The organism is Paenibacillus naphthalenovorans (genome assembly GCF_900099895.1).
Taxonomy (GTDB): Bacteria; Bacillota; Bacilli; order Paenibacillales; family NBRC-103111; genus Paenibacillus_G; species Paenibacillus_G naphthalenovorans.
Map to the genome: position 1 here is coordinate 1 of NZ_FNDY01000051.1, position 21,121 is coordinate 21,121.

At 45.4% G+C, this 21,121-nt stretch carries 17 protein-coding genes and 1 pseudogene; 5 read left to right on the plus strand and 13 right to left on the minus strand.

Going from position 1 to position 21,121, the window contains the following annotated elements; all coding sequences use genetic code 11:
- Nucleotides 1-143: 143 nt before the first annotated feature.
- The 8 genes from BLT35_RS24875 to BLT35_RS24910 form a co-directional block, all read right to left on the minus strand.
- Nucleotides 144-1,208: an oligopeptide/dipeptide ABC transporter ATP-binding protein gene (locus BLT35_RS24875; protein ID WP_074730086.1), complete on the minus strand. Its 1,065-nt coding sequence runs from the start codon at nucleotides 1,206-1,208 to the stop codon at nucleotides 144-146.
- Between the two features lie 4 nt (nucleotides 1,209-1,212).
- Nucleotides 1,213-2,226, minus strand: a complete 1,014-nt coding sequence (locus BLT35_RS24880) for an ABC transporter ATP-binding protein (RefSeq protein WP_074730087.1) — start codon at nucleotides 2,224-2,226, stop codon at nucleotides 1,213-1,215.
- A gap of 20 nt (nucleotides 2,227-2,246) precedes the next feature.
- Nucleotides 2,247-3,158, minus strand: a complete 912-nt coding sequence (locus BLT35_RS24885) for an ABC transporter permease (RefSeq protein ID WP_074730088.1) — start codon at nucleotides 3,156-3,158, stop codon at nucleotides 2,247-2,249.
- A 34-nt stretch (nucleotides 3,159-3,192) separates the two neighbouring features.
- Nucleotides 3,193-4,146 (minus strand): ABC transporter permease, encoded by a 954-nt coding sequence (locus BLT35_RS24890; protein ID WP_054817994.1) that lies wholly within the window; start codon nucleotides 4,144-4,146, stop codon nucleotides 3,193-3,195.
- Nucleotides 4,147-4,203: 57 nt separating this feature from the next.
- Entirely contained in the window at nucleotides 4,204-5,826 is a 1,623-nt protein-coding gene (locus BLT35_RS24895; RefSeq protein WP_074730089.1) for an ABC transporter substrate-binding protein, read from the minus strand.
- The gene (locus tag BLT35_RS24900) at nucleotides 5,823-7,106 is read right to left on the minus strand and encodes a M20 family metallo-hydrolase (protein ID WP_074730090.1); all 1,284 of its coding nucleotides are present in this window, start codon (nucleotides 7,104-7,106) and stop codon (nucleotides 5,823-5,825) included. Before BLT35_RS24900 ends, BLT35_RS24895 begins: the two co-directional genes overlap by 4 nt.
- A 730-nt stretch (nucleotides 7,107-7,836) precedes the next feature.
- The gene (locus tag BLT35_RS24905) at nucleotides 7,837-8,766 is read right to left on the minus strand and encodes an MBL fold metallo-hydrolase (RefSeq protein ID WP_062407269.1); all 930 of its coding nucleotides are present in this window, start codon (nucleotides 8,764-8,766) and stop codon (nucleotides 7,837-7,839) included.
- A gap of 68 nt (nucleotides 8,767-8,834) precedes the next feature.
- Complete coding sequence (locus tag BLT35_RS24910; RefSeq protein WP_074730091.1) at nucleotides 8,835-9,473, minus strand: Crp/Fnr family transcriptional regulator; 639 nt, start codon at nucleotides 9,471-9,473, stop codon at nucleotides 8,835-8,837.
- Between the two features lie 414 nt (nucleotides 9,474-9,887).
- On the opposite strand from BLT35_RS24910, the pseudogene BLT35_RS24915 reads away from it, so the two are divergent.
- The 5 genes and pseudogenes from BLT35_RS24915 to BLT35_RS27725 all read left to right on the plus strand — a co-directional run.
- Nucleotides 9,888-10,064, plus strand: a pseudogene (locus BLT35_RS24915) (IS256 family transposase); the annotation flags it as partial.
- Nucleotides 10,065-10,400: 336 nt separating this feature from the next.
- Nucleotides 10,401-10,829, plus strand: coding sequence for a helix-turn-helix domain-containing protein (locus BLT35_RS26640; RefSeq protein WP_139170870.1), 429 nt, complete (start codon nucleotides 10,401-10,403; stop codon nucleotides 10,827-10,829).
- Between the two features lie 26 nt (nucleotides 10,830-10,855).
- Nucleotides 10,856-12,115 carry an IS3 family transposase gene (locus BLT35_RS27995; protein ID WP_217634752.1) on the plus strand — a complete coding sequence of 420 codons (1,260 nt, stop codon included), beginning with the start codon at nucleotides 10,856-10,858 and terminating at the stop codon, nucleotides 12,113-12,115.
- 515 nt (nucleotides 12,116-12,630) lie between these two features.
- Entirely contained in the window at nucleotides 12,631-12,894 is a 264-nt protein-coding gene (locus BLT35_RS24935) for a hypothetical protein (protein ID WP_074730093.1), read from the plus strand.
- 399 nt (nucleotides 12,895-13,293) lie between these two features.
- Nucleotides 13,294-13,809 (plus strand): hypothetical protein, encoded by a 516-nt coding sequence (locus BLT35_RS27725; protein WP_074730094.1) that lies wholly within the window; start codon nucleotides 13,294-13,296, stop codon nucleotides 13,807-13,809.
- Between the two features lie 124 nt (nucleotides 13,810-13,933).
- Here the strand turns inward: BLT35_RS27725 and BLT35_RS24945 are convergent, their stop codons facing one another.
- The 5 genes from BLT35_RS24945 to BLT35_RS24965 form a co-directional block, all read right to left on the minus strand.
- Nucleotides 13,934-14,719: a hypothetical protein gene (locus BLT35_RS24945; RefSeq protein WP_074730095.1), complete on the minus strand. Its 786-nt coding sequence runs from the start codon at nucleotides 14,717-14,719 to the stop codon at nucleotides 13,934-13,936.
- 17 nt (nucleotides 14,720-14,736) lie between these two features.
- Nucleotides 14,737-15,312 (minus strand): papain-like cysteine protease family protein, encoded by a 576-nt coding sequence (locus BLT35_RS24950; protein WP_074730096.1) that lies wholly within the window; start codon nucleotides 15,310-15,312, stop codon nucleotides 14,737-14,739.
- A 522-nt stretch (nucleotides 15,313-15,834) separates the two neighbouring features.
- Nucleotides 15,835-16,350, minus strand: coding sequence for a copper amine oxidase N-terminal domain-containing protein (locus BLT35_RS24955; RefSeq protein WP_074730097.1), 516 nt, complete (start codon nucleotides 16,348-16,350; stop codon nucleotides 15,835-15,837).
- A 525-nt stretch (nucleotides 16,351-16,875) separates the two neighbouring features.
- On the minus strand, nucleotides 16,876-17,184 hold the full coding sequence (locus tag BLT35_RS24960; RefSeq protein WP_139170872.1) for a hypothetical protein: 309 nt from the start codon (nucleotides 17,182-17,184) through the stop codon (nucleotides 16,876-16,878).
- A 959-nt stretch (nucleotides 17,185-18,143) separates the two neighbouring features.
- On the minus strand, nucleotides 18,144-20,744 hold the full coding sequence (locus BLT35_RS24965; RefSeq protein ID WP_062407267.1) for an adenosylcobalamin-dependent ribonucleoside-diphosphate reductase: 2,601 nt from the start codon (nucleotides 20,742-20,744) through the stop codon (nucleotides 18,144-18,146).
- Nucleotides 20,745-21,121 lie beyond the last annotated feature (377 nt).

The following is a 21,121-nucleotide window of genomic DNA, read 5'->3' on the forward strand; positions in this document are numbered from 1 at the left end:
TTGACCGCTTTTATTTTTTCTGCTGCTGTAAATTTAGCCAAAAGAAAAGCACCTCCAATTGTTAGATGTGTGTCTAACAATTGGGGTGCAGTTCACGTTCGAGTCCGCTCCTTTTTGTGTACGCTGAGAAACGGATGAAGTTTTCATCCGTTTGTATTCATCAACAATGGCCTCTCTTCTTCCTTTTCGCTTCCAATCTGGTCCATCTGAAAGCAGCGAACGTAATGGTTGTCGCCAGCCATCGTCAATTCCGGAACTCCCGTCCGGCATGTCGTTGTATGGTACGGGCATTTGGCCATATAGGGACATGCGCCCGACCAGCCAAGCGCACTTTCCAGCAGATCGCTTCCGTCCGATTTTTTGGGGAACCCGTAGTAATCGGCCAATGGCCCTTGCAAGGTAAGAATCGATCCCAAGAGCTCTCTCGTAAACGGATGGCAGGGGTTCCGAAATAACGTTTTCGTATCCCCCATCTCCACAATCCTTCCTTGATAAAGCACAGCCACGTCATCGCAAAGATAAGAGACGATATCCAGGTTGTGGGTAATAAATAAGTAAGTTAGTCCCAACTGCTCCTGCAAATGCTTAAGCAAGTTGATGATTTGTGATTTTACAGAAACATCGAGGGCGGATACCGGTTCGTCAAGCACCAGAAATTCCGGTTCTACCGACAACGCTCTGGCGATTCCTGCCCGTTGTCTTTGTCCACCCGATAATTCATGGGGAAACCGGTTTGCATAACTGGCGCTTAAACCTACCAATTCCAGCAATTCCCCGATTCGGCTGTTCAATTGTTGTTGGCTTGTCACCTTTTTAAAACGCCATAAGGGGATCGCCAACTGTTCGCCGATCATCTGCCGGGGATTAAAGGCCGAAGCCGAATCCTGAAAGACGATTTGTATTTTCTGCCGGAAACGAGTCAGTTCTTTGCCGGACAGGCCGACTAAATCTATTCCGTCATAAACTATTTTGCCTGAGGTAGGCTTGATAAGCCGCAGAAGCATTCGTCCTACTGTACTTTTGCCTGACCCGGATTCTCCGATCAATCCGAACGAAGTTCCCCGGCGAATCGAGAAACTGACGCCATCCACTGCCTTTGTTGCTTTTTTCTTCAGCATTCCTTGGAAATAGGTTTTGGAAAGCTCCTGCACCTCGATAAGCGGTTTTTCATGAACGGGCAAATATCTCAACTGCTGAACATTCTGCATGACGTTACCCCCTTTTCCAGCATCGCACTTCTGCAGTATGATTGATCTTCACCATTTCGGGCTTCTCTTTCCGGCAAATGGCTTCGACTTCCGGACATCGATCGGCAAAATGGCACCCTGGCGGCAAATGCGCCAAGGAAGGAGGCGCCCCCTCAATTTGAACCAGCTTTTGTTTTTCTTTACCTGAAAAAATCCACTGGGTACTGGGAATACAAGCCAACAAGCTTCTTGTATACGGATGGGCAGGAGACTGTAACAATTCCTCAAGCGAACCTTGCTCCACAATCTGTCCCGCATACATGACAGCCACTTTTTGGGCCAATCTGGCCACCACGCCAAAATCATGCGTGATCAATAAAATCGCAGTCCCCGTCTCCTTATTGATCTTTTCAAACAGTTCAATAATTTGCAGCTGCACGGTGGGATCAAGCGCTGTTGTCGGTTCATCGGCAATGATAAGGGATGGTTCGCAGGACAGCGCCATGGCAATGACCGCTCTTTGGCGCAATCCTCCGCTTAAACGGTGGGCATACGAGGAAAACATTTTTTCGGGAGCAGGCATTCCCACCTGAAACAATAATTCGAGGCTTCGCTTTTTCGCCGCTTGCGATGACAGCCCTTTTTTCTCGCGAAGCAATTCCATCAACTGCGATCCGATGGTATAGGAAGGGTCCAAGGCCGTCATTGCGTTTTGAAAAACCATGGCCATACCATTTCCTCGGATCTCTCTCATTTTTTTTTCGGATAACGTAAACAGTTTTTCCCCCTGGAACATGACACTGCCTTCCAATTTTTGCAGCAAGTGAGAAGGGATCATATTCATTATGGAAGAAATCATCATCGTCTTTCCCGAACCGGATTCGCCGACAACAGCCATAATTTCTCCCTGGTCGATCGTAAATGAAACGCGATCCACCGCCTTCACCGTGCCGTCCGCAGTCGTCAGATATGCAGATAAATTTTGAACGTCCAAAAGCCGGTTCTTTTTCCGATCTTCCAAGATGTTTGAAATGGCCATGCAGCACCCTCCTCTCGTATTTATTCCACGGTCGACACCATGCGCCGTTTCTTGCCGCTCGCAGCCGTAATGCGCTGAGGATCCAGGGCATCACGAAGACCATCTCCAAGCAGGCTGAATGCCAAAGATACAATCAGAATCATCAATCCCGGAAATAACGTGACATGGGGCGCACCCTGCATAAGAACCGTCCTTCCGTCACTGGTCATTCGACCCCAGTCCGCATCAGGGGGCTGTACGCCCAAACCAAAAAAACTCAGACCTGCGATAGTAATGATCGTCACCCCTGTTAACGTTGTGGCATACACAACAAGAGAAGTCAGGACATTGGGCAGCAATTGGCGGAAAAGAACGTGCATACCGCCGGCACCCAGAGCTATCGCAGATTCGATATACTCTTTTTGGCACTCGATGACCGTATCGGTATATACCACTCGCGTCATATAAGGAATTCGCACAATCACCATGGCCAGCATGACATTAAACAACCCCGTCCCCAGAATCGCAGTGATGGCAATAGACAAAAGCACAGCCGGAAAGGCAAAAAAGATATCCAGCACCCGCATAATGGTTTCTCCGATAAAACCGCGATAATATCCCGCTACTATCCCCAACAGCAAACTGATCACAGCCGAAATAACGACGGGAACGACAGCCGAAATCAAGGACAACCGGCCACCCCAAAGCAGCCTGCTCAGGATATCTCTCCCTTGATCATCCAGCCCCAAGAGGTGTCCCGGAGTACCCGGCGGAGCTAACCGAAGGCTACCATCTCCATCATTGGGGGGATAGGGAGCAATCCAGGGAGCCAGCAAGGAAGCAACGGTAATGAGCAAAATCACCGCAGCGGCCGTCATGGCCACTTTATTCCGGTAAAACAGGGCAAGAACCAAGTGCCATGTCGATCGACGCTCCTTACGGATTGCTTGCATAAAATCGCTCCTTTCTTGGATAAGCGAATAGTTGTTAAATCGAATCCCGCAGCTTCGGATTTATCGCCATGTTGATGATGTCGATCATTAAATTAACGAGCACAAAGGCGACTGCAATCATCAGAATGCCTGCCTGAATCACGGGATAATCTTTGGCGGTGATGGCGATATAGATCCGCTGGCCAAGACCCGGCCAGGCAAATACCACTTCGCTGAATAATGCTCCTCCCATGATATAACCGATCTGCAGCCCGGTAATATTCAAAATGGGCGAGAAGGCGTTGCGCAATACATGCCGTGTCGTATTGGTAAAGGAGGATAATCCGAAGGATTGAAAAAAGCGCACGTATTCTTTTTGCTGAATCTCGATGATTACACTTCGCGTGATCCGGGCAATGACGGCCGTAGAAACGGTGGCCGTAGCCACGGACGGAAGGATCAGATGAAGCAGAAGATCCGGAATCCCGCCCGGGTTGCGCAAATTGTACATTCCGCTTACCGGCAAAATACCTAAATAAATCGAGAAAAACCACATCAACATCAGCGCCAGCCAAAAAACGGGCATGCTTGCTCCGATTAATGCCCATCCCGAACTGATACGGTCAAACCAGGAATCCTTCTTCAGCCCGGCAATGATCCCTGTCATGCCGCCGATCAAAGTACACACCAGCATACTTCCGATGGTTAGTATGATCGTGTTGCCCAGCTTCGGCAGTAACAAGTCGGCGACCGGTACGTGCAGAGCGATGGACTTGCCGAAATCGCCTTGCAGCACTTTAAGAAGCCAATGAACATACTGCACATAAAGCGGCTGATCGAATCCCATGTCTTTTCGGAGCTGCTCTACAGCTTCCTGCGTGGCTTCCGTCCCCAGCATCGTTCTTACGGGATCGCCTGGAATCAGTTGAATCAGAATAAAAACAACGATGGATACTCCAAAAAGGATCGGTATCGTCATGAAGGTTCGCAAAACCAAATAACGCAGCATCCTCTCTCCGCCTTTCTACGTGGAAGGGGGCTCCAAGCCCGGAGTCCCCTTAATCACTTAATTATGGATGGATACTTGCACTAGATCATACCATTCTTCCGATGGGGAAATAAATCCTTTAACATTCGGGGAAACGACATAAGGCGCGGTATCATTTACAATCGGGGCAAAAGCCGCATCCTCCATAATCATCTCCTCCGCCTGCTTCCAATATTTGATCGCTTCATCCGGATTGATGGCGTGTGTGGCCATATCCATCAATTGATCGGCTTCTTTATTTACATATTGTCCGGAGTTGAAACCTCCGGGCGCTTTAAACGCAGAGTGCGCCACCATGGCCAGGAAGTAAGGCGCTGTCCGGCCTGACGAAAATTGATTCATCCCCACCTCTGGAGGCATGCCGTTCGTAAAATTGTTGACATATTGAATCCATTCCGAAGTCTGGATCTTCAGTTTGATTCCCACTTTAGCCAAATCTCTTTGAATCCATTCCGCCATCGGAAGAGGCAGCAATTGTCCCGATCCATCGATGGAAGTCATAAAGGTCGTTTCAAAACCGTCCGGCAAACCGGCCTGCGCCAACAATTGTTTTGCTTTTTCCGGATCGTATTCATACCATTTTTTATTCGGATCAAAAGCTTCATGACCTCGGGACTGTATTGTGTAAGCCGGTTTTGCCGTTCCCTTCAACAGTTCATTGGCAATGCCTTCCCTGTTAATCGCATAGTTAATCGCTTGTCTGACTTCTTTCTTCTGCATGATCGGGTTGGTAAAGTTAAAGACAATGTACCATACATGCGGAGGCAGACCGGAGACCACCTGAAATCCTCGCTTCTTCAGCCCTTCGAGAGAATCCGGGGGCGGTACGGCGATGACGTCAACCTCTCCATTTTGCAAAGCTGTTACCCTTGCTGCCGGATCAGGCAGCGGGCGGAAAATAACTTTGTCCAACTTTGCTTTTTCTCCCCAATACTCCTCATTTCGAACCAATTCGACTTTTTCACCGCGTACCCGAGTGGAAAATTTGAAAGGCCCTGTCCCGCTTGGATGTTCACCCAATCCATCATTGCCATACTTTTTAACGGCTTCCGGGCTGATAATCTGGAAAGAGTTAATTTGGGCCAGCATTCGGGGGAAAGTGGAAAAGGGTTCCTTCAACGTAATGTCGATCGTTTGGGGATCGATCACTTTCACGGAATCGTAAAAGCGCCAAGTTCTAAACGTTTTACTGGCGGCGATTTTATCATAGTATTGGAAGCTTTCGTCCGTCAGACGCCTGACGTTAAATTCGACCGCAGCCGCATCAAAAGGTGTTCCGTCATGGAATTTGACATTTTCCCGCAAGGTGAACGTGTAGGTTTTGCCGTCCGGCGATACTTCCCACTTGGTCGCCAGGGCCGGTTTTAATGCCGGAACAGGCGCCGCTTGCGAATCTTTAGACAAATCTTCCTCGACTAAGGACTCATATATTTGATGATTGACCCGCATCGTTACCCAGCCTTGACCCCGATGCGGATCGAGTTGGTCGTATTCCGATTCCGTTCCGATGATCAAAGTCCCGCCGCTGGCTTGCTGCGCACCATCGGATGGACTTGAGGACGACGGTGAATCGGTACAGGCAGTAACAGCAAACATACAAATGAATATTGTAATCAGAACGGACCGCGAATATTTTTTCATCTCAAATCCCCCCTTTTTGTGAAAGCTTCCGTAGCTATCCTTACAGCAGTTCTATATAAGAGTTCGGTTCCCAATGAAATGTCTTCTATGCTTGAGAACTCTTTCGGATTATGGCTAATCCCTTCTTTACAGCGGACAAATATCATAGCGTAATCGGTGACATAGGACATGATCAACGCATCGTGAGCAGGTCCGCTCATCAGTTCGGGACAATCCAGCCCCATTCGTTCCCCTTCTTCATTTATGATCGATTTGATCCACTCTGCACAATACCTTGGCTCGCTATTATTATCTTCGGTGATCGAATAGGTCAATCCGTGTTCTCGGGCAATGGCTTCGATCTTTTCTCTCAGTCGCTTCTCGTTCTCATCCCGCTTGCCCTGATCGATATCCCGCAAATCAATCGTGAATTTGACTTTTTCAGGTATAATATTTCTCGAGTCCGGAAAGACCTGTATATTCCCGACCGTCCCAACGGCTTTAGAATCAGGGCTCGGCTTCACAATATCGTTCAGCGCAGCAATCACTTTTGCCGCACCTACCAAAGCATCCTTTCTCAGCGGCATCGGTACCGATCCGGCGTGTCCGGCGGTTCCCGTCATTTCCACCGTCAACCACAGCAGACCGGCAATTCCCGTAACAATCCCCACAGGACGATCCAGCGATTCCAACACGGGCCCTTGCTCAATGTGCAATTCCAAATAGGCGCCGATGTTCTCGGCGGCATATTCCGATTCTGCAAATTTAGCCGGATCGCCGCCAAATTCGATCAAAGCCTGCCTCCTTGTGATCCCGTTTTTATCTGTCCTATCCAATTCTCCAGGTTCCAATCGCCCCAAAATACCTCTCGAACCAAAAAAACCGTTATTAAAGCGGCAGCCCTCCTCATCGCAAAAAGCCGCGACTTCAATGGGCACTTCCGGTACAATCCCGTTTTCCTTCATCGTCTGGACCGCCTCAATCGCACCTAATACGCCGACCACTCCGTCAAATCTGCCGCCATAGGGCTGAGAGTCAATATGCGACCCCATCATGAGTATGGGAGCATGCGGATTCTTTCCCTCCAGACGTCCGATCACATTGCCGAAATGATCGATTCGCGAGACCATCCCCGCCTCTTCCATCCATGCTTTGACTAATTCCACTCCTTGGCGGTACTCTTGGGATAGAGCCAAACGGCATACTCCTGTATCGCCTATCCGGCCAATCTGTCCCAGCTCCGTAATCCTCTTTTCAATCCTCGAACGGTTTATAGCAACTTGGTATTCAGTGGTTGACATCAGACTCACCTCGCATGATCCTAAGTTGGTGACAATAAAACTTTGCGGTATTGAATTGATTCCTAATGGAGTCCGACAGTGCGGCTAAATCCCATAAAGTGCTTCGATATCGGATGATGTCGTCATGTTTCATTTCACCCCCAAGTAATTTCCACTATTATATGTTTATGTTATATTATATTACATTAAATAAATGAAATCACTATACAAAATGGTTAAATATTCCGTTTTCCATTGTACAATTTGCATATCCATCAAGAAAGTTACGTTAAAATGAGTTATATTATATGACATTATTGAGGTTTAATTGGATTATATGTAATATAATATAACATAATATAAATGAAAATAAGGGAAGCGGCGGAGTCAATGGAGTGACCATCGAGATATTCGAGAAGAACCTGGGCACCAACCTCAGGGAATCCAGCGAAGGTCTCTTGGAGGTATCATTTCGCTGCTGCTTTGCTAATATCTAACTCAGAATGTACGTTCTACAAACAAAAAAGCACGGCGTATCTCAATATCAAGATCGCCATGCTTTATTTGATTCACGTTATGAAATGGGGAAACTTTTCGGGGGCTTTTCGAATTTCCTGTGTCAATTGGAGTCTGCGATAGTATTCCGCCAAGTTTCGATCATAGTAGTTTTCATACAAGCATTTGAAGCAGTCGGCATCGACGACGCCGTTTTTCTATCCAATGCAGCGGTTTCAAGCACGCTCAACGAATCCTATACTTCGTTACCCAAATCAAACGTCATGAGGTCACGTCCAACCGTGATCGTTCCGTTAAAAATGTCTCTCATACCCTTCATATATTCCTGCTCGGCATTCTCGTTAGCCGCTGGCGCCGGAATATGATGAGTAAGCACGAGATGCTTGACCCCTGCTTGCTTCGCAATTTCGGCTGCCTCCAATGTGGTGGTATGATACTTGGCCGGATTAGAGAGCGCTTTGTCATAATCTGGGTATTTATGAATTAATTCGTCTAACCATTCTTTGTTATAAGCTTCGTGCACCAAGAGATCAACGCCTTGGCTTTGCCTAATCATATTGGACACAGGGATCGTATCTCCGGAAATAACAACCGATTTCCCGTTGAATTCAAATTTGTACGCAACCGCCGGATAGACCGGACGATGATCCACTTCAAAGGCTGTAATCTTAATCCCGTCCTGATCATAGACGACGCCTTCATTTCTTTCAGTATATTCAATCCGTGCTCCTGCTTCATCCGACAGATTGTAACTTACCCGCAGCTTCACATCGAACTCAAACGATTCCCTCATTTTACCAATGATTTCTTTAGTCGTTTCAGGTCCGTATACATGCATAGGCGTTGAGCGTCCTTCGAATACACGCTCCGGGGTAATATGCGTCCTCCAGCTTGTAATAAAGACATCGAAAAAACCGCCATTGTGATCATAGTGATGATGGGTGAACAAAACGTCGGAAATCCGTTGCGGCATGACACCCGCTTTAATCAATTGATCCACAACGCCACCGCCGCAGTCGACTAAAAAGGTTTTATTTCCCGCTAGTACGGCGACTCCCGGCTTAGCCCTTCCGTAGAAGGCTCGAGGCGAACCCGTACCCAATAAAATAACTTTTAAATGCTCATGAAACTCAGGCTGCAGATTCTCCTGTGGTTGAATTAGCATGTTGATTCCTCCATTGATTTATTCTGTTTATCGATTAAATGAAACGTCTTCTATCGCGGTAAATATGACTAAAGATTGGACATAAACGCATTGGAATCGTTAATCGTCACTCGTTTTTTCTCGTATTGAATGATTCCTTTTTCGTTCCACTTATTTAATGTTTCCGTAATCGTCTGTCTGCTGCACCCGATGATGTAGGAGATTTCTTCATGACTTAGCGGCAAGCTCACATGAATTTTGTTCTGCTTCTGTACACCCAGTTGGGTAAGAAAATGGGCCAGCCTCCAAGCCACAGGCCTGGAAATCAACGTTTCCACGAACTGTTGGGTATACAGCAGTCGACGCGCATTGGAAACCGTTAATGCATACAGAACATCGGGCCGGCTTAACGTCAAGCTCGTAAATTGAGATGCGGGAACCAGCAGCACTTCGCTTTCCAAGATGCACCGTGCGTACCGTTGCCGCCGTTGGCCGGTCAGCACTTCGGCGGCACCGAAAACTTCACCCGTATTGCGCAAAAACAAGGTGATATTTTGTCCTTCCTGAGCCGACTGTGAGATTTTGACAAGACCCGATCGAACAAAATAAACGTCCTGACTTTCCTCGTCTTCCCTGAAAATAAATTCATTCTTTTTGAATTTCCGCAAAACCCCGTTGTCTTCAAAGAGTTCGGCCAAAATATGTTCTTCTTTCCGTTCAATGATCATGTTGTTGTCACCTCGTATAACGAATCCGATAATCCATAGTTATCATATTGGTATTATAGTGTATGTTTTGTTATAAAACAGTCGGATACCCGACAAAAATCAAACAATTTTAAAAAAAGCTTCAACGCAAATAGATCGGGACGCACAACAAATCGAAAAAAATCTACTTCTTCACAAAGAAAATACCCGGTAAGGAAATGGCTGTATTTGTTATTGAATTATCGCACCCATTGTGGAATAAGAATCAAAGTCTTATGTTAAAAAAACTTAAACTTTGCCAAAGGGCAATCCCTAAAAAGAAAACAGTTATTATCAAGGTTAACCAAGAGTATTAGTTCTTTTTGTTTCGTAATATGTTGCAGATCTCCTAAACCTACTACAATAAAAGAGAGCATCGAAAGGTTGGGAGTAGACATGGGATTATGGAGTAAAGAGCAGTTGCGTCAGTTTATTAAAGAAAACAATCTGGTAACGGCTCAAGATGCGCAGAATGCACTGAAGGAATTGTTTGCTGAGACGATCCAGGAAATGCTCGAAGCGGAGATGGACACCCACCTCGGCTACGAAAAAAACGACGTCAAAAACAAGCTGATCTGAAGCCGATCTACAAAGCGGTGACGGAGGAGATGGCGCTTGTGGAGCTGGATCGTTTCGAGGAAACATGGGGCGCTAAATATCCGCTCATCATCCGTTAGTGGCGCAGCAATTGGGACGAGCTGGCTACCTTCTTCAAGTACCCTCCATGAAGGTGCGAACGTTTTGGCGAATCTCCTCCACAGTGTGGTAGAAGACATTGTTAATGACATCAGCCTTCAGCCTGTGACCGCTAAAATAGAGACAACAAAAATTGCTGAATAAGATTGAACATTTAACATCCTCTTTCTATCATAATTCCTAGATGAAACATCATGATGGGTGAGGAAGAGGATGAAACGCTTAGAAAGGTGGCATATGTATTTCTCTGTTCATCAATTAAAAGCAAAAGGGTTGAAGATATCTCAGATCGCTCGAAATCTGAATATCTCCAGAAATACGGTTTACAAATATCTGAGTATGAATCCGGATCAATTCAAACAGTTCATGGAAGAGCTTGAAACCCGTGCAAAAAAGTTAGACCCTTATGAGCAGCAAATCTTGCAGTGGCTGCGGGAATACCCGGATCTATCCGCAGCACAAATCCTGGACTGGCTGAAAGAGCGCCATGCCGATTTTAAAATCGGAGCGAGCACCGTCAGAAGTTACGTCCGAGAACTCCGAATCAGGCATGGCATCCCTAAAACGGTACAACAAAGGCAATATGAAGCGGTTGCCGACCCACCAATGGGCGAGCAAATGCAAGTGGATTTCGGGAAGTGAAAATAAAAAATTTGCAAGGCAACCCGGTGAAGTTATGGTTCATCACGTTCGTTCTTTCCCACTCCAGGCATAAATTCGTCCATTGGCAAGACCGTCCCTTCGTCACCAAGGACGTGATCGACGCGCACGAACTTGCCTTTGTTTATTATGGCGGGATGACCCGGGAGATTGTGTACGACCAAGATCATTTGCTGCTTGCGAGTGAAAATTACGGCGACTTGATCCTGACCCATGAATTTGCATCCTATGTACGCCAGCGCGGCTTCCACGTTCACATGTGCCGGAAACAGGATCCCGAAAGCAAGGGGCGTGTGGAGAATGTCGTGAAATATGTGAAACAAAACTTTGCCCGCCATCGGATGTTTGTCAGTGTAGATAAGCTCAATGAGGAATGTTTATCCTGGCTGGATCGGACCGGCAACGCCCTGGTTCACCATACGACGAAAAAAATACCGGCCGAAGTGTTTGCCATCGAAAAGCAACATCTTCGCCCGGTCCTCGAAAAAATAAAATCTCCTAAAATGAGTATAACAAGGACCGTGCGAAAGGACAATACCATCTGGTATGAAGGCAACCGGTACTCGGTTCCGCTTGGCACATATGACGGCACTGCCAAAGAGGTCGGTGTACAAGCATGTGAAACCAGACTGCGGATCTATGATTGGGAACAGGGATGGGCCGTGAACCGCAAACGCATCCAGCGGCTGATGCGCCTGATGGGAATTGAAGTGATCTATCCGGGACCGAACTTAAGCAAACGATATCATGCCCAGTATATTCGGCCCTACCTTCTGCGCGGCTTGGCCATTGATCGTCCGAACCAGGTCTGGGGAATTGATATTACGTATTTGCGGATGGGCATAGGCTTTATGTATCTCTTTGTGATTATCGACTGGTACAGCCGCAAAATCATCGATTACGAGCTCTCCAGCACATTGGAGAAGGCTTTCGTCCTGACGTGCCTGAAACGGGCGCTGGGGCGCTGTCAGCCCGAGATCATAAACAGCGATCAGGGCAGTCATTTTACGAATCCGGATTACTTGGATTTATTGGTGAAGCACCAGGTAAAAGTGTCTATGGACGGTAAGGGCCGAGCGCGAGACAACAGCCGTACGGAACGCTTCTTTCGTTCGCTCAAATACGAGGAGATCTATTTGAACGAGTACGAAGACCCTCGGGCGCTTCGTAAAGCCATTACGGCCTATCTACGCTTTTACCATACCCAGCGTCCGCACCAGTCGTTGGGTTATGCCAAGCCGAATGAAGTGTATGCGCGGGCCGCTTGATCGCGTCCGCTCCCCCACTACAATCGAAGGAGGACATAACTTATTTTTTCCGAAATTGTGTCTTGACAACGGGGGGCATTACAGATTCCGGCTTTAGGGCGTCGGACTCAAGTCCAACCCAAAACCTCTCATTGATCACCATACTACCCATATTCCTGACCTCCTTTGTTTTATATAAAAAAAGCGCTACGCAAACGACATATATCGCTTGAACACCGCTTTCTTTGCAACATAAAAAACCCTATACTAACTGTTCTTTACACAGGAAAACAGAAATTACCTGTGATAGACAACAGCCAGCATAGGGCTTGAAAACTTGCGTAACGCCACTTTAGGCAAAAAATTCATATACTTATATTACCATTGTGTTATTACCCTGTCTATATCGTATTACATGTTACCAAATACCATCCTAAGATCCATTATATGTACATATTAAGTCCATAATATATCCATATGTTGACCACGAACGAAAAAATGTGTTATGATTGAGAAAAAATGGAAGGGAAATCCTTATGGCTGACCATGATCAAACCGTTCCTGAAAAAATTACCCCAAAGCGTGCTACGATAAAAAATCCCGATACTCTGCAAAAAATGGAATTGATGAAAAAAAAACTTAACATTACTACGGATACTGACCTAATCTCCGTCTCTCTTTCCTTGCTCAATATTTGCATCGAATTACACGAACAAGGATATGAAATTGGTGGATTTAAGGAGAAAGGGATTTTTGGAGAACGGGAATATCGAATGATCTCCTTCAATTTGATTCGTTAAACAATGAGAAAGCAAATTTAACAGAAACTAATTGATCGACCATTGTAATAGGAACCCGATCAGAGAATATCCATTGATTCTCATCATTATTAATCTCCCTCCAGTTGGCAACATCAAACAGGCCTGTACCATTTGTGGATGTACAGATAAGATCAGACGAGTGAAATAAGTCTCGGCCTTAATGTTAGTTGACATTTTTTATTTTCCTTGAGACAGTTCTAAACCCACCGGCATTTAGGCGGTCACTTGTAGATAGTGTTCTCTAACAGGACGAGAGTATGGTGAGTCACTAAATACCGAAGTTTTATTGGATGTAGATATGGCATGAAAAGAAGAGTTTGAATCCGGCAATGCTGCTTCAGCAGAGCGATCACAATCGTAAACGGAAGGGGCTTTCTTATGGGGAAAATACCAATTTGGGGAGTGGTTTTTATTTTACTACTACTCTTTAATGCTGGCTGCAATAAAATGGATATTGAGGATGATAATAACAAATCTGTTGATGAAAGGGAAGTAGCACAATACGTGAACTCAAAAGGTTATAAGATTATTTCCTTTAAAGGGTTGATTCACAAATACAATCTAGATAAGAGTAAACTTATGGAAAATGCTGAATCGACACAATACAGACAGGCGTGGAGTGTTCAAAAGGTAGCGCCAGAAAACTATATCGGGAAAGAAATATCTGTGTATGCTTCTACTGTTTCAAATCATCCTTTGGAGAATAAATATAACGTCAAAATCAATGTATACATTATGATGTCTGATGGGAAAGTGGTAGGAGGATATTCTTTTCCCGACATTGCTGGTATGGTTGGATCTTACTATTCATTGGAAGGTAAAACCATGGAAGAAGTGACAGGGATGAGTTACAAAGAGTGGAACGAAAAATGGAATGCAAAATACGGGAATTAAACATCCGACTCGGACAAATACGGGGATTTATCAACAGTAAAAAACACGTTCATGTCCAGATGTAGGACATGAACGATATCAACTTAAACATTGACTAAACCTGAAAATTAAAGAAATTTTAACTTTAAGCTTTTTTTCGTTTGTAAAACATAAGGGCTAAGAAAATAGAAATTAATGCTGCTAGACTTAGCATGACATATTTATTGGTACTCTTATTGGAATTCTCTACTGCAATATATCCAGATGTAGGCTTCTCCCCAGTATGTTTATCGTAGTTTTGCTTTGTCGTCTTAATAAATTTTACTATGTCTGAAGTAAGCCAGAGCCTAGAGTTGTCCTTATTGCCAGCTAACATTTCTTTGCCCTTAGGAACATCTGGCAAAGCAAGTTCTTGACCACCAATCACTGCGGTCAAATACCTCACATTACCAGATTTAATTATTTTTGGAATTATATCTCCCTTTTCCTTTGTCAAAGTTTCAAAGTTACTTTTAGCAATCTTAAAATCTTTGGAATCACCGCCAAACTGGACAACTTTATACTGATTGTCTTCGAAGCCAATTGTCAGAAATGACCTTGCCTCTTTATTAAGGTAAACAATATACTCCCACTGATTAGCTGATACTGCTAGAGAGGACAAATTAGAACTATCTGGGGCCGCGATTGCTTTATTGCCGTCAATATAATAAACTTCATGGCCTTCCCCAAGAGTAGTTTGAGCGACTTCATCAGCATTTTTGTAACCGTAAGCCACCGGGTCTTTAGAGACGAGTTCTTTAAAAGCTTTCATACCTTCTTTTGCAGCGTTTTGTACTTCTGGAGGGATGGTCTCTTTTGCTAGTGCGCTAGACAAACTTACTAAGCTAATAACTAGACACGAAAGAAGAAGGGATAAGAAAAATTTTCTCATAGGACAACTCCTCGTATTTATTGGTATTTCCACATATCTTTTAGACCCGACACCCACGTTCTATCATATCCACTGCCGCCTTTAAAGCTTTTGTAACTGAGGCTACTCCGTGATCCGCTACCTCCTGGGTCATTAAAAGATACATAATCCGTTCCACTATAGTATTCAGTTCCTGTAATGACTAGAGCATGACCGCCTCCACTTGTCCACTGAATATTTGTGTAAACGGGCTTACTACCGAGAATCTGATTGTTTATATCACTTAATGATAAGGCTCCACTGTAATTATTACTGGATACCCCATAACTATGCATGGCACTTTGTGATTGAGAGTCGTATCCCGGCTGATTTGCACAATTACTAGTCCCTTTTCCGGTTTTTACAATATCACATTGCGACATCGAGGTTTTTCCATAGTAACCAAGAATCATCTTGCTCGAGGCAGCCCAACACCAATTACTTTGTTCTTGAGCATACACTGGGACGCTTACATAGGCTAGAGCTTGATTTGTTGCGCCTATAAGAATTGTTGTACCAAGTAGTAATGATAAGTAAGTCTTTGGTTTTACAAACGATTTTACATTAAATTTCATTATACTAATCTACCTCCTTGAAATATATATATAAACATACAAATATTAACATAAGTACTCTAAAAGCAATATAGGTAAAATGTATTGATAGTTTCGACATTTTTCTACTAATAACAGAAGTTATGTTGATCAATGACGGAGCGTTCTTGGAGCGTTTAGAGGATAATTACTGTGTGCTAACAGCGCTAAAAAGCTTAGACATGATCTACATTGAAGGAAGCCTTACAAAACAAGGATTTTCTAGGTACGAGATAAGATAACGTTAATTCGCTGTCTCTACCCCTTATAGGCCATGATTGTTTTTACAACGTCCTCAACCAGTTTCCTGCCGATACTGCGAAAATCGCAGCAGCTCGTCCTGGCCGACATGAAGCCATCACACGTGGGGCATATGACGTAATAAAATAGCGATCGCCCGGAGCAATGGTATTTTAGGGAAAAGAAAGCCTGAAAACCGTCTTTTAATAAAAGATGTTTCCAGGCTGGTTTAGATGGCATAATGTTTCAATGTAAGAAAATTCATTATTTCAGTATTTGGATTAATCCTTCCGCTTCGTTCCATTCCGTTTTCACTGCTAATTCCTCTACAATAAAGCTTAGAGGAATATAAGTGGCACCATCTTTTATGAATTGAGCGACTTCATCCAAATGAATCGTTTCCGTTCCATTCTTGAGTACAGCAGAGCTATTGATTTTGAACGTATAATTTTTGTCATTATGAATAAAGCTTATGGTTTGATTCGCCCCGTCCCAGCTGATCTCTCCACCAATAATATCACTGATCTCTCTTAAAGACACCATCGTACGATTGTTAATCTTTTCTCTTTTGACATTGCCTATAACGGTGGTTCCTTCAACTGTTTCTCCCTTGTAGCGATTAAGAGCCTTTTCAATCTCAAGCATACTTTTTGCTGCATCTTCATAACCGTTGATTTCCACATACTTACGGTTTGTTGGAATAAGCTTGTATAGGATATATTGTTCACCTCTATTCCTGCATGCCTTTACAGTGCCTGTCTCAACGGTTTCAGCCTGCATTCAGCTGTTGCCTATTTCCACTAAGGATGAAATCCTGCGAATAAGCGCGCATTCGCGAGATAATTAAATCATACTGAGGGAGCTTAATGAACTGGGCAGTCAGTCTAGAACTTTCTTTTCTCATTACAGCAGCTTGTTTTTAAGCAAAATTCATTAAGCATGTCTGAGCTGATCAGTATTTTAGGTGTGTCTGACCGTACGGTCCGGGAGCTGACGAGATACGAGAGGAGCCGGAAAAATATCAGTATCTTTTAGACAGAGAAGAGTAAACCAAAAACCGCCTTTACCTTTATCAGTAGGCGGTTTTTAACACAAGTCGTATATTATTGAAACAGATTAAAGCAGCCGTACGAGCCCCATGTTTTCGGGTCGACAGGATTGATCCGGAATCGGAATTTTTCGTTACTCGCATTCATCCCAGAAAAAGAGAGTCCCATGATTATTATATATCCCTTTCCTTCATATGTCCTTTTTCAATAAAAAAGGCAGAGAAGTGGAATAACCCTGCTCCCCTACCAAATTTTACTACACTTTTAATAACAGTTGTTTAAATTCGGCATCCTCATGAATAAAGTCACAAAGAGGTATCCTCTTCCCCTTCTGATACTTCATGGTGTGGCCGCCTAGAGAATTCTCAAGGTCTTTGAGCTTTTTCCAATCATCTGGAAATAATTCTGCTACAGCTTTCATTTCTTCGGGCGAATTAAAAATAAACCAACGGCAGCTAACCCTAGAAACATGGGAATAGGCACCATGCTCTTTCACACCTGCCGCCCGTACCAATTGCCGAACTTCAAATTTCTTCAGGTGTAAGATGGGACGAAAATTGAACACATACCTACCCTTCGTTTCAGCAGTAGCGCTGCTGATTTGCCAAGAAGAATATCTCGCTCGCCTACTGGATTCTTCGCTCCTCTCCCCCGTGACACATAAGATGTTCCCGCTCCTGGTCCTCGCATATTTCAAGTATACATCTCTCTTGAGGTACGATGTGCAGTACCTCGCGAAGCTGTCTGGAAACAGTTGTAACTTAACCCATAAGTTTGCCGCTTAGGCAAGCTTATGCTTCCAATTTACCGCGGCAAACTTATGCTTCCAAAGTAATAAAGCTCCTGATTTTCAAGGACTTTTCCGAAACAGCCGTTTAATTTAAGCACGCCATTCAACTATCGTTCTCCGTAACAGGAATTAAGCTAATTTGTTCCAACAACCTGCTGGACTTTACACGGTGTTTTAGGGCCGCGTCTCCACATCACGTTTTGCTTATCCCACTTTGCTTCCCCATCCACAATTCGAATGTTTCGCTCCGTCTAGTTCATACATGTTACATGTCCTCCCCCAACTAAACATAGGAAAAATATAACATGGATTAAATGGCAATAAGAAATAACTGCGTTCATCTTTGTCGGAAATGAGATCTAGTTCTTGTCATCAATCCGTGAGAAGAACTTGATCCCATAGAACAAAAAGACCTGCGATTTATGCGGCATGCAATGTAGAATGTGATAATGTCTCGTTATAACATTGTTCAGATCATATAAACTGATTATAACCGCCTTTGCATAACCGTTCACTTTGTGCCAATCCGTCGTACATAGCTACTTGCCAAGCATTTGGGTTCTTCTTTTCTCTGCTACGTGCTTGCTTTAAAAAAAAGTTTTTAATTCCTCTGAATTCAAATCATCCCAAACTGGATCTTCAGAAAATTTCATCTCACTAATTCTGATAATTTTCTCAAAAAATATGACGCCACACAAGGGGCTCATTAGTTTCAGTTATTACTCATACCCGGTTTAACACTTGCTGTAGCCGCAGTTGCTGCAATTTTTGCAGCCCTCGCTGTTGATCAGTGAGGCGGAGCCGCAGGACGGGCACAGGTCAAGGGATGTGGCTGCGCTGCGGGTTACTGCATATTGAGCTGTTGTCTCCTGGACGACTTCCTGGGTGGCGGTGACGTAGTTTTCCGCGCTGTCGGAGAAATTGACGTGCATTTCAAGCGCTTGGGCGACGGCGTCGGCAATCGATTCGACGCGGTTGGCGCCGAACCCGATCGCGCCGGAGCCGCCGATGCCCTTCAGGTGCTTGATTAAAAGCTGCACCTTGTTGCCGTGGTCGCCGTAGCGAAGGAACAATGAGCAGACGCGGCCGAGCGCTTCGGACATCGCGAATACATCGGAACCGGCCTTGCCCACGTTCAGGAAAATCTCGCTCGGGCTTCCATCCATATCGTTAATCGTGATATAAGCCATGCCGAAAGGCGTATTGAACTTGTAGGTTGCGCCGCGGAGAGCTTGCGGACGGCGTTTGTACTGCTTGTCGAACACCTGCTCCGTCTTCGCGTCGATATTCACAGCCAACGATTGGGTGAGGCCGGTCAAGGAGGATTGTTCCTTCGCATTGACTGCATCTGCAGCAGGAGCTGCTTGCGTTTCCGTTCCCTTTGCTTCCTCAGCCTTATCGTCCTTCTTGTCTGTGCTGAGCACCTGTACGTCGCGGCTTCCGTCACGGTAGATGGTTACGCCTTTACAACCCAAATCAAAGGCGAGCTCGTACAGACGCTTCGTTTCTTCCACCGTAAAGTCGGCAGGGCAGTTGGCCGTTTTGGAGATAGAGCTATCCACCCATTTTTGAATGGCGGCTTGTACACGAATATGATCTTCTGCGGACAAGTCCATCGCAGTGACGAAATAATCCGGCAGCTCCTCGTTCGGGTGCTGATCCTTCCACTGCTGCGCAATCGGCACATATTGCTTGTCGAAGCCCAGACGGCTTTGACGGTAATATTCAAACGCAAAGTAAGGCTCGATCCCGGTCGATGTGCCAACCATCGTACCCGTGCTTCCGGTAGGCGCCTGCGTAATGACCGTGACATTGCGCATCCCCTTCTTCTTGATGGCTGCGCCGACTTCCGGGTAAACAGAGGTCATCGTCTTCATAAAACCGCTTTGCAGGAACAGTTCTGTGTCAAAATGCTTGAAGGAGCCCTTTTCTTCCGCAATATCTGCGGATGCGAGATATGCTTCCTTCGCAATAAAGCCATAAAGCTTATCAAGAAACATCAGCGATTCCGTGCTGCCGTAACGGATGTTCAGCTTGATCATCAGCTCGGCGAGACCCATGGAGCCAAGGCCTATGCGGCGTTCTCCCTGTTGGTTGATCCGATTCTCTTCAAAATGGTAAGGCGTTTTGTCAATGACATTATCCAAGAACCGTGTCGAATAACGGACCACCGTCGCCAGCTCGTCCCAAGCCACATCATGTTTTTCTTCGTCGTAAAACTTGGACAGGTTGATTGCCGACAGGTTGCAGACTCCCCAAGCCGGAAGCCCCTGCTCCCCGCAAGGATTTGTACATATGATCGGATTGAAATACCAGCTGTTGGACATCTGGTTGTAGTATTCCATGAATACGACGCCCGGTTCCGCGGATTTCCAGGCGGATTCGATAATCGTATGCCACACGTCGCGGGCCTTCACCGTACGGTAATGAATAATGTTCTTACCCGCTTTTCTCCACTTCTCCAGATCCCCGTCCCAAATCTCGTTATATTCAGGGTCCGTCGTGTCCGGGTACACCAATTCCCAATCCAAATCTTCCTTCACGGCTTTCATGAAGCCGTTGCTGACGCATACGGACAAATTGGCATTCGTAATTTGCCCCATCGTTTGTTTGACGGTAATAAAATCCAATACGTCAGGGTGCCAATCATTCATCATCAGCATCAGCGCGCCGCGGCGGCTGCCACCCTGCTCGATCAAGCCCGTTGTATAGCTGAACAGTCCGCCCCAGGAAACGGCGCCGCTTGAAGACCCGTTGACTCCCCTGACAATGGAACGGCGCGGACGGAGAGAGGATAAATTAATCCCTACACCGCCGCCCCGGGCCATAATTTCGGTCATCTCGGACAGCGTGGCCATAATTCCTCCACGGCTGTCATGCGGAGAAGGAATTACATAACAATTGAAAAGCGTCAGCTCATCGCTAGCATCGGCGCCTGCGGCAATCCGTCCGCCGGGTACAAGCTTCCAGTCGTCCAGAATGTACCGGAACTTTTCGGTCCATTCGGCTTGTTTCTCCGGAGTCGCTTCCACAGAAGCCATAGCAGTGGCCAAACGGTCCCACATTTGCTGAGGCGTTTTTTCCAAGGTTAATGTAAGCTTCTCTACAGAGGAATCGACAACCTCACCGCTGCGCAGCTTGACTTTGACCTGTCTCCCGTTACGCTCGATGACTTCGCCGACTTCCTTGGCAGGAAATTTAGGGTCGTCCTTTGTCAGCACCAATACTGTATCTCCAACCTTCGTTTGACTGGTATCCGCATTCTTCATCGCGTAGCGATCCAGAAAAATTTTCTCGCTTAAGCCTTCCAATTTGGTCTCCTGCATGGTCTTCAAAACAATAACCTCCCGGAATATATTCAAAAAGATGAATCACAATATATGGTATGTAGGATCCATTATACAATACAATATATAGTGTTTCTAATACAAAAAAAACGAAATTGGCGATTTAGTCCAAGCACGCTGGCGGAAAGCTTCCTTTTTCTCTCTATAGCTCTCTTTTTCATCTCTAAAATTTTCACCATTTTCGACAAAACATTCAATTTTTCTTCATAAAAAAGGGTCTTAAGCCCCTGTTACAAATTCGATTGAAATCCGACAGGGCGGCAATCCGCAGTTAGTGTAAAATCTCCGTGGGTGTAGGAATTGGAAAAAGCGGATATAGAAAAAGAGCTTCTCCCTTGGTAAAGTGATGTTTGCGCACAACACAC

What these genes read in the sequence shown, in the direction of transcription:
- BLT35_RS24875 (WP_074730086.1), bottom strand. Translation starts at nt 1,208, where the DNA reads ATGCAGAATGTTCAGCAGTTGAGATATTTGCCCGTTCATGAAAAACCG.
- BLT35_RS24880 (WP_074730087.1), bottom strand. Translation starts at nt 2,226, where the DNA reads ATGGCCATTTCAAACATCTTGGAAGATCGGAAAAAGAACCGGCTTTTG.
- BLT35_RS24885 (WP_074730088.1), bottom strand. Translation starts at nt 3,158, where the DNA reads ATGCAAGCAATCCGTAAGGAGCGTCGATCGACATGGCACTTGGTTCTT.
- BLT35_RS24890 (WP_054817994.1), bottom strand. Translation starts at nt 4,146, where the DNA reads ATGCTGCGTTATTTGGTTTTGCGAACCTTCATGACGATACCGATCCTT.
- BLT35_RS24895 (WP_074730089.1), bottom strand. Translation starts at nt 5,826, where the DNA reads ATGAAAAAATATTCGCGGTCCGTTCTGATTACAATATTCATTTGTATG.
- BLT35_RS24900 (WP_074730090.1), bottom strand. Translation starts at nt 7,106, where the DNA reads ATGTCAACCACTGAATACCAAGTTGCTATAAACCGTTCGAGGATTGAA.
- BLT35_RS24905 (WP_062407269.1), bottom strand. Translation starts at nt 8,766, where the DNA reads ATGCTAATTCAACCACAGGAGAATCTGCAGCCTGAGTTTCATGAGCAT.
- BLT35_RS24910 (WP_074730091.1), bottom strand. Translation starts at nt 9,473, where the DNA reads ATGATCATTGAACGGAAAGAAGAACATATTTTGGCCGAACTCTTTGAA.
- BLT35_RS26640 (WP_139170870.1), top strand. Translation starts at nt 10,401, where the DNA reads ATGAAACGCTTAGAAAGGTGGCATATGTATTTCTCTGTTCATCAATTA.
- BLT35_RS24935 (WP_074730093.1), top strand. Translation starts at nt 12,631, where the DNA reads ATGGCTGACCATGATCAAACCGTTCCTGAAAAAATTACCCCAAAGCGT.
- BLT35_RS27725 (WP_074730094.1), top strand. Translation starts at nt 13,294, where the DNA reads ATGGGGAAAATACCAATTTGGGGAGTGGTTTTTATTTTACTACTACTC.
- BLT35_RS24945 (WP_074730095.1), bottom strand. Translation starts at nt 14,719, where the DNA reads ATGAGAAAATTTTTCTTATCCCTTCTTCTTTCGTGTCTAGTTATTAGC.
- BLT35_RS24950 (WP_074730096.1), bottom strand. Translation starts at nt 15,312, where the DNA reads ATGAAATTTAATGTAAAATCGTTTGTAAAACCAAAGACTTACTTATCA.
- BLT35_RS24955 (WP_074730097.1), bottom strand. Translation starts at nt 16,350, where the DNA reads ATGCAGGCTGAAACCGTTGAGACAGGCACTGTAAAGGCATGCAGGAAT.